The 12,108-nt window shown below is 70.9% G+C and carries 10 protein-coding genes; 4 read left to right on the plus strand and 6 right to left on the minus strand.

Annotation, left to right across the window (positions count from 1 at the left end; genetic code table 11):
- Positions 1–97: 97 nt before the first annotated feature.
- The 4 genes from AMA02S_RS30995 to AMA02S_RS31010 are packed head-to-tail and all read right to left on the minus strand — an operon-like array spanning position 98 to position 4,629.
- Positions 98–1,588, minus strand: a complete 1,491-nt coding sequence (locus AMA02S_RS30995) for an aldehyde dehydrogenase (RefSeq protein WP_067465280.1) — start codon at positions 1,586–1,588, stop codon at positions 98–100.
- Entirely contained in the window at positions 1,585–2,949 is a 1,365-nt protein-coding gene (locus tag AMA02S_RS31000) for an MFS transporter (RefSeq protein WP_067465283.1), read from the minus strand. The genes AMA02S_RS30995 and AMA02S_RS31000 overlap by 4 nt, the downstream gene beginning before the upstream one ends.
- A gap of 16 nt (positions 2,950–2,965) precedes the next feature.
- Complete coding sequence (locus AMA02S_RS31005; RefSeq protein ID WP_218005168.1) at positions 2,966–3,820, minus strand: alpha/beta fold hydrolase; 855 nt, start codon at positions 3,818–3,820, stop codon at positions 2,966–2,968.
- Positions 3,817–4,629 carry a MaoC family dehydratase gene (locus AMA02S_RS31010; protein WP_067465285.1) on the minus strand — a complete coding sequence of 271 codons (813 nt, stop codon included), beginning with the start codon at positions 4,627–4,629 and terminating at the stop codon, positions 3,817–3,819. Before AMA02S_RS31010 ends, AMA02S_RS31005 begins: the two co-directional genes overlap by 4 nt.
- A gap of 225 nt (positions 4,630–4,854) precedes the next feature.
- Here AMA02S_RS31010 and AMA02S_RS31015 point away from each other — a divergent pair, with 225 nt between their 5' ends.
- The 3 genes from AMA02S_RS31015 (at position 4,855) to AMA02S_RS31025 (ending at position 8,766) form a co-directional block, all read left to right on the plus strand.
- The gene (locus tag AMA02S_RS31015; protein ID WP_067465288.1) at positions 4,855–5,460 is read left to right on the plus strand and encodes a TetR-type transcription factor C-terminal domain-containing protein; all 606 of its coding nucleotides are present in this window, start codon (positions 4,855–4,857) and stop codon (positions 5,458–5,460) included.
- Between the two features lie 39 nt (positions 5,461–5,499).
- Positions 5,500–7,932 carry a citryl-CoA lyase gene (locus AMA02S_RS40790; RefSeq protein WP_084265765.1) on the plus strand — a complete coding sequence of 811 codons (2,433 nt, stop codon included), beginning with the start codon at positions 5,500–5,502 and terminating at the stop codon, positions 7,930–7,932.
- A gap of 399 nt (positions 7,933–8,331) precedes the next feature.
- Positions 8,332–8,766 (plus strand): CBS domain-containing protein, encoded by a 435-nt coding sequence (locus tag AMA02S_RS31025; RefSeq protein ID WP_067465291.1) that lies wholly within the window; start codon positions 8,332–8,334, stop codon positions 8,764–8,766.
- 37 nt (positions 8,767–8,803) lie between these two features.
- On the opposite strand, the gene yczR is transcribed toward AMA02S_RS31025, so the two are convergent.
- The gene (gene yczR / locus AMA02S_RS31030) at positions 8,804–10,276 is read right to left on the minus strand and encodes a MocR-like transcription factor YczR (RefSeq protein WP_067465294.1); all 1,473 of its coding nucleotides are present in this window, start codon (positions 10,274–10,276) and stop codon (positions 8,804–8,806) included.
- Between the two features lie 93 nt (positions 10,277–10,369).
- Between yczR and yczE the strand changes: the two genes are divergently transcribed.
- A complete protein-coding gene (yczE, locus tag AMA02S_RS31035) occupies positions 10,370–11,023 on the plus strand; it encodes a membrane protein YczE (RefSeq protein ID WP_245667906.1) in 654 nt (217 codons plus the stop codon).
- Here yczE and AMA02S_RS31040 read toward each other — a convergent pair.
- Positions 10,982–12,106 carry a glycerate kinase gene (locus AMA02S_RS31040; protein WP_067465297.1) on the minus strand — a complete coding sequence of 375 codons (1,125 nt, stop codon included), beginning with the start codon at positions 12,104–12,106 and terminating at the stop codon, positions 10,982–10,984. The two genes, yczE and AMA02S_RS31040, sit on opposite strands and share 42 nt — an antisense overlap.
- Positions 12,107–12,108 lie beyond the last annotated feature (2 nt).

The raw sequence follows: 12,108 nt of genomic DNA on the forward strand, positions 1-12,108 counted from the left end.
TCCGCGATCATGTGTGGGCCGGTCATGTGTGGGCCGGTCATGTGTGGGGCGGTCATGCGGCGGGCGGTCATGCGGCGGGCGGTCATGCGGCGGGCGGTCATGCGGCGGCGAACGGGTCGTCGGGCTCGGCGTCGGAGTAGTCGATGACGACGCTCTTGATCTCGGTGTACTCGCGCAGCACGGCGAGCCCGTTCTCCCTGCCAAGGCCGCTGGACTTGTAACCACCGTAGGGAAGCGTCCAGTGGACGGGCCGGAAGGTGTTGACGGACACCGTCCCTGCCTCCAACCGGGCCGCGACCCGGTGCGCGCGGGAGACATCACGGGTCCACAGGCCGGCGACCAGCCCGTAGCTGGTGTCGTTGGCCAGGCGTACCGCCTCCTCCTCGTCGCCGAACGGGATGACGGTCAGGACCGGGCCGAACACCTCTTCGCTGGCGACGGTCGACCTGTTGTCGAGCCCTTCGAAAATGGTGGGCTCAACGAAGTAGCCCTTATCCAAGCCTTCGGGTCGTCCGCCTCCGGTGACGACTCGGCCGCCTTCCGCGCGACCGACGTCGAGGTAGTGCCGCGTCTTGGCGAGTTGTTCGGCGGAGGTGTGCGGGCCGATGTGCGTCGCGGGGTCCAGCGGCATACCGACACGGATCCGCTCGGTTCGCCGGACGATCGCGTCGAGGAATTCCGGGTAGATCTCGCGCTGGAGGAACAGCCGGGACCCGAGCGAGCAGGACTGGCCGGTGGAACGGAACGCGCTGTGGGTCGCCACCGTCGCGGCGCGGTCGAGATCGGCGTCCGCGAACACGATGTGCGGTGACTTTCCCCCGCATTCGAACGACACTCTCTTGAGCCCGGTGGACGCCGCCTTCATGATCGCCTGCGCCGTCGGATAGCTGCCGGTGAACGAGACCTTGTCGACGCCGGGGTGCCCGACGAGGTGCGTCCCCGCGTCGTTCCCGAACCCGGGGACGATGTTGACGACGCCGCCGGGGAAGCCGGCCTCGACGATGAGCCTCCCGAGTGCGATCGCGGAGACCGACGTGAGCTCGGACGGCTTGAGCACCACGGTGTTCCCCATGGCCAGGGCGGGTCCGAGCTTCCAGGCGTAGAGGCTGATCGGCGAGTTCCACGGCGTGATCGCGGCGACGACACCGACGGGTTCGACGCGGGTGAAGGCGTGCGTATCGGTCTGGTACGGCACGACGGTGCCTTCGACCTTGTCGGCCGCACCGGCGAAATACCGGAGCCACTGCACCGCGCGCCGGACCTCGCCCACCGTGTCCCGCAACGGTTTCCCGTTGTCCCTCGTCTCGATGCGGCCCAGCCTTTCGGCGTCGCGTTCGAGGAGGTCGGACAGGACGTGGAGCAGTCGTCCGCGCTGCGTGGCCGTGAGCCGTGACCACGGCCCGCCCAAGGCGTCGCGCGCCGCGGCGACGGCGAGGTCGACGTCGGGCCGGGAGCCTTCGGGCACCGTCGCCCACACCTCCTCGGTCGCCGGGTCGATCGAGGCGATCGTACGTCCGGACATCGGAGGCACCCAGTGCCCGCCGATCAGCAGGTTCGTGTTCTCGATGACGCTGGCGATGCCGGTCACGTCACGTCCTCCACGACTTTCGCCTCCGCTCTTTCGACGGGGGTCAGCACGCCCTCCTTGGTCTCGGGTCCGAGCAACGCACCGATGAGGAGCAGGGCCCCGCCGACCAGATAGAGGACGACCGTCGTGTGGGCGGCCTCCATGAAGTGCGCCAGCCCTCGTTCGTAGAAGGCGTAGAAGGCAGGGACGATGATGGCGAAGCTGTAGCTGATCCCGTAGCCGGTCGCGCGCAGTTCGGTGCGGAACCGTTCGGAGATGTAGGCCGCTGTGCAGCCGAAGCAGCAGATGGAGCTGAGCACGAGTCCGGTGGTCAGTGCCGCCAGACCCGCGAACGACGTAGCCACCTCGTTGACGACGGCGAGGTAGAACAGCGGCGCGACCACCGCTCCCAGGCCGCCGCACCAGGCGAGGAAGACACGCCGCCCGATCCGCTGGCTCAGGGCTCCGGACAGCGGATACGCCGCGATCAGGAAGAGCTGCGCCACCACGATGATCGCGGTACCGCGCTGGGAGGAGACCCCGTCCAGTGACCGCAGCGTCACCGGGAACGATGCCGAGGTGGCGTTCGACAGGATCCAGACGCCCGTCATCATGATCAAGACCTGGCGAAGGCTCCTGGCCGCGGTTCCGCGCACGAGTTGCCGCGCGGGACTCACCTTCTTGACCTCGACCTTGAGGAACGCGGGCGACTCCTGGACCGTGCGGCCGTAGTAGACGGCGAACGCGAAGGTCGCGAACGCGCCGACGACGACCGGGATGCGCCAGCCCCACACCTCGTATGCCGAGCCGCCATCGCCGCCGCCCGAACCGCCGGTGGCTCTCAGCAGCAGGTAGGTGAAGAGCGACACGATGCAGAACGCGATGGGGAACCCCATCGTGATCAAGCCGCCGTAGAGTCCGCGTTTGCGGACCGGGCTGCTTTCCATCGCCAGCGGGATCGCGCCGGTGTACTGGCCGCCGAGGAACACGCCGGTGGCGAACCGCAGGGCGATCAGCAACCCGATCGACGCGAAGCCGATGGCCGAGTAGGACGGGACGAAGGCGAGCAGCAGCGTCCCGGCCGCGCTGCCGTACATCGCGATCAGCGTCGCCCTGCGCCGGCCGGCGGTGTCGGCGACGGTGCCGAAGATGACGGCGCCGAGGGGCCTGCCCAGCAGCGTCGCGGCGAAGACGAGGCCGTTGGCCAGGGCGCTGGTGCCGGACGCCACGTCCTTGGCCATGAAGTAGTGCAGCGCGGGCGCCAGCGCGATGACGGGCAGGTAGATGTCGTAACAGTCGATCGCGAAGCCGATGGCGGCGCCGCGGGTGGCGCGTCGACTGCGGACCGCGGTGTCCGATGTGTCCGACGGAATGGAGTCCATCGTTGAACCTTCCGGGTCAGGTGAGGTCCGGCGGGCTGCCGGGGTGAAGCCAGTCGTCGAGCACGGCGGCGAAGTCGTCGAGCTCTTCCATCGGGTAGTGGCCGATGCCGTCGAGGACGGTGAACCCGCTGCCGGGGATGGCGGCGGCGGTGCGTTCGGCCGAGTCCGCGTCCATCCAGAAGTCGTCAGCGCCGACGACCACGTGGCACGGGCAGGTGATGCGCGCGAGGCGGTCCCGCAGATCGTGGCGGGCCCAGCCGATCAGGTCACTGGTGGAGACCTGCGGGTCCTCGCGCCGGTGCATCCGGGCGATGATCTCGGCCCGTGCACCGGGAACGGCGGCGCCGCAGGCGGCGAGGGTGCCGTAGTAGGTTCGGTCGGAACGGCTCGGCGACACCGTGTCGTGCAGCGCGCGGTTGAGGCCGGCCTCGTTCTGGCCGTCGTTGCGGGCGTCCGCGGCCATCGCCACGATCCCGGCCAGCCGGTTCGGGATGCGGGTGCCGATGTCCAGCGCGATCTTTCCGCCGATCGAGCATCCGACCACGTACGGATCCGCCAGGCGGAAATGGTCGATGACCTCGACGCACCATTGCGCGTAGACACCGAGGTCGGTGACGGGCCCGGCGTCGAGCATCTCCGACCGCCCGTGGCCAGGAAGATCCACCACGACGGCCCGGTATCCGCGGGCGGCCAGACCACCGACCGCGGCGCGCCACTGGGCTCCGCTCTGGCCCGCCGAATGGACGCACAGGATCGGTTCACCCGCACCGTAGGACTCGGCGAAGGCGGTCCGTCCCCAGAGCGGGAAGTAGTGGGCGGTACCCGAGATCGCGGCCGGCGCGGGCTCCGGGGTGCCGGCTGTGGATGTCACCGGGGTGCCTCCAAGGACGTCATCGTGCGGGCGGTCTCGACGAGGCGGTGCAGTGTGCTGGTCATCTGCAGGTACACGTACGCGTTGCCGCCGGCGGAGAACTCGCCGCGATGGGCGCGGACGACGAAGTCGTTGCGATCGGCGGTGAGCAGTTCGGCCCACGCCCGCTCGGTGCCGTGCACGGTGAAGGTCGGGCCGGCGGGAGTACGCCGGGTGACCTCGAGGATCTCGCCCCGGTAGATGCGGAACTGGATCGTGTTCTTCTCCGAGGCGAGCGCGATCGAGCCGTCGAACAGCTGCGCGCTCGCCGCGAAGTCCGCGTCGGCGGCGAGGCGTTCGGCCAGCGCTCTGCCCCACTCAAGGGTCACGGGCGCGGCGGCCGCCTCCCCGGCGCCGGCGGTGGACGATCGGGCGCGCACCAGGAACGCGCTGGTCCCCCACTGGAGCACGCGTCCGGCGTCGTCCTTCAGCTCGATATGCCGATCCACCACGCCCCGGTCGCCGGCACTGGTCCGCCGGACCGAGGTCACCGTGGTCTCGTAGTGCATCTTCGTGTCGGTGGTCACCGGCAGCAGGTAGCGCCAGTGGGTGTCGAGCAGCCCGAGGACGGTGTCGGCCACGATCCCGCTCTCGTGCAGGGTGCCGAAGTACCGCGCGAGGCCGAGGGGACCCTGCGCGACCAGGCCGGGATAGCCGGAGGTGGCCGCGCGTTCCGGGTCCAGGTGCATCGGGTGCAGATCGCCGGAGACCTCGCCGAAGGCCCGCAGATCCCCGGCGTCGGCGATCCAGTCGCCACTGCGGTGACGCATACCGAGCCGGAAGTCCTCCAGATACAGCGAAGGCGCCGGATCCGGCGTGGCGGAAGGCGGTGATGTCACAGCGTCGTCCGTTCGTCGATCTAGTGAACGTTCGTTCGTTCAGGACGGTAGCCGCAGATGCTCAGCTCGTCAACAACTCTTTCACCAGCAGCTTGACGACCCACATGATCAGGGCAAGTGCTTGACGGAAGGCCGAAGCAGGAGCAGTATCTTCACATGAACGAACGTTCTTCCAAGCGTCAGACGAAGGTGGTCGCCTCTCGCGAGGTCGTGTTCGCCAGCGCTCTCCAGGCGTTCGCCGAGCGCGGCTTCCACGGCGCGTCGATGCGCGAGATCGCGAACCGGGCGGGCATGAGCCTGTCGAACCTGTACAACCACTCGCCGTCGAAATCGGACCTGCTGGTCGAGTTGCTCAAGACCGCCAACTACAACCACCTCACCGAGACGGAGTGGGCGGTCTCGGCGGCGGGCCCGACGGCGGTGGACAGGCTTGAGATGGCCACCCGCGCCTACGTGACCTACATCCTCGAACATCCGTTGGAAGCGCTCGTGGCCCACACGGAGCTGCGGTACCTGGACAACGACGCACGGAAACGGCTGGTCATCGCCCGCGACCGGCTTGAGGCGATCTTCGAGAACATCGTGCAGGACGGGATGCGGGCGGGCGAGTTCCATACCCCCTATCCCCACGACGTGGCCAGGAACCTGTTGACCATGTGCGCGGGAATCGCCGAGTGGTATCGCCCCGACGGCCCGATGACCAAAGACCAGATAGCCGAGCAGTTCGCCCATTACGCCACCCGGCTTGTCGAACATCACTGAAAGTCAGCGTGTCGACGCGCCGATTCGAGAGGAACGACCGTGACCGAGACCGTCTACCACCTGCTGGCCCGATCTTCGACACGCCGGCCGCACGCCGCCGCGGTCATCGACGAGTCTGCGGTCGAAGGCGGTCGATCCCGCAGTTTCTCCGAACTGCTCGCGGACGTCGACAAGTTCGCGACGGGCCTGGCCGCCCTCGGTTTCCGGCGCGGCGACGCCCTCGCCCTGTACCTCCCGAACTGCCGGCAGTGGCCGACGGTGTTCTTCGCCGCGGCGAAGATCGGTGTGCTGCTCGTTCCGCTCAACACCCGCTATCGGGCGAACGAGATCTACCATCTGCTCCGGACCAGCAGGGCGCGCGGCCTGATCACCGCCCCGATGTTCGAGGGCATCGACTTCGGGCGGCGGCTCGACGACGTCTGGCAGCGGATCCGCGAAGCGCCGGAGTCCGTCAAGCTGGAATGGTTGATCACTGTCGGGCCCCCGCCGCAAGGTCCGCTCCCCGACTCCGTCCGGACGATGGAATTCGCCGAAGTCGCCTCGTCGAACGGACCGGGCCAGGCGACGGCCCGCCCGGACGACCCGCTGATCGCCTTCGGGACCTCCGGCACGACGTCGGCTCCGAAGCTCGCGGTGCACACGCACCACACCGTCACCCTCCACGCGAACGCCGTCGCCGACCGCGAGAACCTGCCGGAGCACTCCACCCAGCTCAACGTCCTCTCCCTGAACGGAACCTTCGGTTTCGTGCCGTTCATCGCCGGGATCGCCGCCGGGACCACGGCCGTGCTCCTGCCCGCGTTCGACCGGGGGCGCATCGTCGACGCGATCACCTCGCACGCCGTCGACTACCTCGTCAGCGCGGAAGGCCCCCTGCGCGAACTGCTGGAGGACGACACCTTCCGGCGGATCGAACCGCGCACGCTGCGGACCGTGGTGACGGCCGGAACGGCGATCTCCGACATCGTCTCGTCCGCCGCCACACTGGGCATCGCCGCGTTCAACGTCTACGGCTCGTCGGAGTTGTTCGCCTTCGCCGGGAAATGGCCGCCGAACTCGGATGCCGGAACCCGCACGGTCCCGGGCGGAATGCTCGTCGACGCGGCGATGCAGGTGCGCGCGGTCTCCACCGAAGACCACACCACCGTGCTGCCGCCGGGCGAGGACGGGGAACTCCAGTTCCGCGGTGACACGCTGTTCGTTGAGTACCTGAACAATCCCGATGCCACCGCCAACTCGAGGACCGAGGACGGCTGGTTCGGCACCGGCGACGTGGGATGTACCAGGGCCGACGGCAGGTCGTTCGAGTACCGGTCGCGCCTGGGCGACGCGATGAGGCTGAAGGGCTACCTCGTCAACCCCGCCGACATCGAGTCGACGCTGAACGGCCACCCGGCGGTCGCCCAGGCGCACGTCGTCAGCGTCCGGGACCATCGGAGCGGAGACGATCTCGCCGTCGCCTTCGTCCAGGTGCGCGAGGGCGCCACCGCCTCGGAACAGGACCTGGTCGCCCACTGCAGAGCGAACCTCGCGAGTTTCAAGGTGCCCACCCGTGTCCGCGTCGTCGACGACTTCCCCACCACCGCGAGCGCCAACGGCGACAAGATCCGCAAGGACAAGCTCCGCGCCAAGGCGGCGTGGGCACTCGGAATCCCCACGCCCACCTTTCGCGACAAGGACGGTCTCATGAGCTCTCCCGAACCCCAGCCCATCCGATCCGACATCGCGTGGGCCACCCCCGACCGCGTCGTCGTCCACGGATATGACCTCCCGCACGACCTGCTGGGCAAGGTCAACCTGGGCGACTTCGCCTACCTCGAACTGTTCAAGACCCTTCCCACGGCCCAGGAGTCGATCGTCTTCAACTCCTTGGTGGTCTCCCTCGTCGAGCACGGTCTGACGCCGAGCGCACTGGTGTCGCGCCTCACGGCGCTCGGCGCCCCGGAGTCGCTCCAGGGCGCCGTGGCCGCCGGTCTGCTCGGACTCGGCGACACGTTCGTTGGAACGATCGAAGGCGCGGCGAGGATCTGCCAGTCCCTGCCCGACGACGGTTGGCAACGCGACGAGACCCTGCTGCGCAAGCACGCCCAGGCGATCGTCGACGAGTCGCGTGCGGCGCGCAAGAGCATCCCCGGCCTCGGCCATCCCGTGCACAAGCCGAACGACCCCCGGGCGGAGCGCCTGTTCGAGATCGCACGGGAGAACGGTCTCGACGATGCCAACGAACGCCTGTTCCGCACGATCCGGGCACGCGCCGAGGACGCCACCGGCACGGTGCTCCCGATCAACGCGACCGGCGCGATCGGAGCGATCGCGAGCACCCTGCGGGTGCCCTGGAACGTGGCCCGCGGCCTCGGCGTGATGGCACGGGCGATCGGGCTGGTCGGCCACCTCCTCGAGGATCGGGAGCGTCCTCTCGCGAAACCCGTGTGGAACGACGCGGAGGCCCGGTCGACGTCGCACCGCGGCTGATCGGCACCGCTCGTGACCGGCACCGCTCCTGGCCGGCACCGCAGCTGCTAGCCCGCGCCCGCCGGCGCCTCTTCGGCCGACAGGGGACGCGCGACGTCCTCCAGCGATCTACGGGCGGCCTCCACCCCGATGAGCAGCTCGACGATCCCCGCCGCGATCATCAGCGCGGCGCCGAGGAAGTAGCCGGCGGCGACCGCCGAGACCCGCGGTCCTGAGCGTCGTTTTCACCCTCGCACGGTTCCCCATTTACGACATTTATGCCGATGTCGCCGCCAGAGGGTTTACCGCCACGGGGTTTTCCTCAGGGCCGGAACGTGCGACCTTGGCAGGACACAGCCCGGCGACCGGCCCCCGGCGGCCGTCGTCCCCCGGGTCCGAACCGGCAGCGGAGCGTGAGGCATGCGGATTCGCGACATCCTGCGGAGGAAGGGAGACACGGTGGCCACGGTCCGGCCGGACGCCACCGTGCGGCAGTTGCTCGCCGTCCTGGCCGAGCACAACATCGGGGCGGCGGTCGTGTCGCCCGACGGCGCCTCGATCGCCGGCATCGCGTCCGAACGCGACGTCGTGCGGCGCCTGCACGAGCACGGCGCGGCGCTGCTGGACCGCCCCGTCTCGGAGATCATGACCTCGGAGGTCCGCAGCTGCGGCCCCGGCGACAAGGTGGAGGACCTGCGTCACACGATGACCGAGCACCGGTTCCGGCACGTGCCGGTGGTGGAGGACGGCCGGCTCGCCGGCATCGTCAGCATCGGCGACGTGGTCAAGAGCGCGATCGACGAACTGCAGAGCGAGCGCGAGCATCTGGTCGACTACATCCAGCGCGCGCCCTGACCCGCCCTCGTCCCGCCGCCTGCGTCCGACGCGGGGATCAGACGTAGGCGGGCAGGGGACGCCCGGCCGGGGCCGCCTGGACCTCCCGGTAGGCCCCGGCGAGCCGCTCGATCGCCGTGCGCAAAGTGGCAGGTGGCAGCACGTACGGGAGTCGGACGTAGTCCTCCAGGACTCCGTCCACGCCGAACACCGGGCCCGGCACCACCCGCACATCCGAGCGCTCGGACGCCTCGGCGACCAGGGTCGCGACGGGCGCGCCGATCCGTACCCACAGCGACATCCCGCCGGCGGGCAGCCGGAACTCCCATCCGGGCAGCAGCTCGCGCAGCGCCTCCGCGAGGGCATCGCGGCTCCGTAGCAGGCTCGCCGCCCGCTCGGCCCGGACCTCCTCGACCCGCAGCAGCAACTCCTGGACGATCAGCTGGTCGAGGACGGGGCTCGCCATGTCGAACGGCTCCCGGGCCAGCACCAGGCGGCGGGCCAGCGGCGCCGTCGCGCGGATCCAGCCGATGCGCAGCCCGCCCCACAGCAGCTTGGACGCCGACCCGATCGTGATCACCCGGCCGCCGGTGTCGAACGCGGCGGCCGGCGGCTCGCGCGGCGCGTCCGGGTCGTGGGCGAGGTCGGCGAACGTCTCGTCCACGACGAGGAAGGCGTCGGCGCGGCGGGCCCCCTCCACCAGCGCCGCGCGGTCCTCCCCGGTCATCAGATGGCCGGTCGGGTTGTGGAAGTCGGGGATCATGTAGGCCATCCGGACGGCGGCCTGCCGCATGCTTGCCGCGGCCAGCTCGACGTCCCAGCCCCCGTTCACGCCGACCGGGACGAGCCGGGCGCCGCGGCGGCGCAGCGCGCCCAGGGCGTGGGGATAGGTCGGCCGTTCCACCATGACGGGGTCGCCGGGCTCGACGAGCGAGTGTGTCAGCAGCGTGAAGGCGTGCTGTGCGCCGGTGGTGACGACGATCTGGTCGGCGCGGGTGGGGACGCCGCGCGCCGCGTACCCCGCGGCGATCACCTCGCGCAGTCCCGCCAGCCCCGCCGGTTCGTACCCGGGGCCCGCGCTGTAGCGGGGCAGTTCGGCGACGGCCGCGGCGACCGCCTCCTCGAAGATCTTCGGGGCGCCCGGGGTGGCGCAGCCGAGATCGATGAAGCCGCCGCCGGGCGGCAGGTGGGCCCTGCCGAAACGCCCGCTGGAGGTCGCCCCCGGGCGCGGGCGGGGTTCGGCGCCCGACATCCCGGACGGCGGCAGTGCCGTCCAGCTCCCCGCGCCCTGGCGGCTCTCGATGTAGCCCTCCTCGCGGAGCCGATCGTAGGCCGCCGTCACGGTGGTGCGGCTGACGCCGAGCGCGGCGGCCAGGTCGCGCTCGGCCGGCAGACGCATCCGCAGCGCGAGCCGCCCGTCCAGAACGAGCCCGCGCACCGCCTGGGCAAGCGCCGCGTAGACGGGGCGCTCGCGCGGCACGTCACCGAGGAGCCGGGCCAGCTGCACACCGTTCACGTAACGCATGGTCATACAGACCACTTTCACATATTGGCCCTGCAAATACCAGGCCACTGTCCGCCACCATGGAGCCATCAGGCGACGACATGAGCATGGAGCGCGACAATGGCCTTGATGGTACGCCGTCTGGTGCAGCTACACGCCGGATTGGCCTTGTACGGGCTCGGGATCGCCCTCCAGGTCTCGTCCAGCCTGGGCAACGACCCGTGGGACGTCCTCCACCAGGGCCTGTCCCGCCGGTTCGGCCTGTCGATCGGTGCGTGGATCGTCATCGCGGGCGCGCTGGTGATGCTCGGCTGGATCCCGTTGCGGCAACGGCCCGGCCTCGGGACGATCTGCAACGTCGTCCTCCTGGGGGCCTTCGCCGACCTGTTCCTGTGGCTGCTGCCCGATCCCGGCGGCCTCGCGGCCCGGTGGGCGTACCTGGTCGCGGCCGTTCTCGTCGGTGGCTTCGCCACCGGCTGCTACATCGGCGCGGGGCTCGGCCCCGGACCCCGCGACGGCCTGATGACGGGCCTGGCGGCGCGGGGACGCTCGATCCGCGTCGTCCGCACCGGCATCGAGCTGACGGTTCTGGCCGCCGGCTGGCTCCTGGGCGGGACGGTCGGGATCGGAACGGTCCTCTACGCGGTGGCCATCGGTCCCCTCACGCACGTCTTCCTCCCGGTCCTGACGGTCGACAAGCCCGCGCCGGAACCCGCCTGGCACGGCGGTCATCTACCTGAGGAGACGGATCACCTGGTCTGCCAGAGCCGCTAGAAGGGGCGCCGCTTCGGACTTCAGCTCGTCCAGGGTGCGCGGACCGTCGGCGAGGCTGAACGCCGCGGTGAGGCCGAGCTCGTGGAGCCCTCCGAGCGGGCCTGCGACACCTCCGGCGAGGGCCACGGCGGGCACGCCGCGCTCGCTGGCGAGGGTCGCGACCGCGGAGACGACCTTGCCGCCCGCGGACTGCCCGTCCACCCGCCCCTCGCCGGTGATGACCAGGTCGGCCCCGGTGAGGGCAGCGGGGAGCCCCACGGCCTCGGCGACGAGGGCCGCGCCGGGGGCCGGCTCGGCGCCGAGTGCGGCGACGAGACCGCCGCAGGTCCCGCCGGCCGCGCCCGCGCCGGGAAGGTCGTGGACGCGGACGCCCGAGCGGGCCGCGAGGACGTCGGCGAACCGGGTGAGCGCCGCGTCCAGCTCGCGGACCTGGGCGGGCGTCGCGCCCTTCTGCGGCCCGAACACCGCCGCGGCGCCGGAGGGCCCCACGAGCGGATTCGTCACGTCGCAGGCGACACGCACGCGGGTGGCGCGGACCTCGGCGGGGACACCGGAGTCGTCGATGCGCTCCAGCCGGGCCAGCGCCGCGCCGCCCGGCGGCAGCCCGCCGCCGGACACGTCGAGGAAACGCATGCCGAGCGCACCCAGCAGGCCGGCGCCACCGTCGGTGCTCGCGCTGCCGCCGACGCAGACCAGCACGTCGCGGGCACCACGCCGGACGGCATCGGCGATCAGCTCGCCGGTGCCGGTGGACGAGGCGCCCAGCGGGTCGGGCGGGACGTCCTCGACGAGCGGCAACCCGGACGCGGCGGCGAGCTCGACGACCGCCGACGACCCGTCGCCCGAGAGCGCGTAGCGGGCCGTGACGGGGCGTCCCAGGGGATCGGTGGCGGCGACCTCCACCGGCACGCCGCCGCGGGCGGCCAGGAAGCAGTCGAGCGTTCCCTCACCGCCGTCCGCCATCGGCACGGCGACCACGTCCGCGGCGGGTGCGGCGCGGCGCACCCCGGCCTCGATCGCGGCGCAGACGGCCGCCGCGGACAGGCTGCCCTTGAACGAGTCCGGCGCGATGACAACGCGCACGC

The organism is Actinomadura macra NBRC 14102, assembly GCF_001552215.1.
Lineage (GTDB): Bacteria > Actinomycetota > Actinomycetes > Streptosporangiales > Streptosporangiaceae > Spirillospora > Spirillospora macra.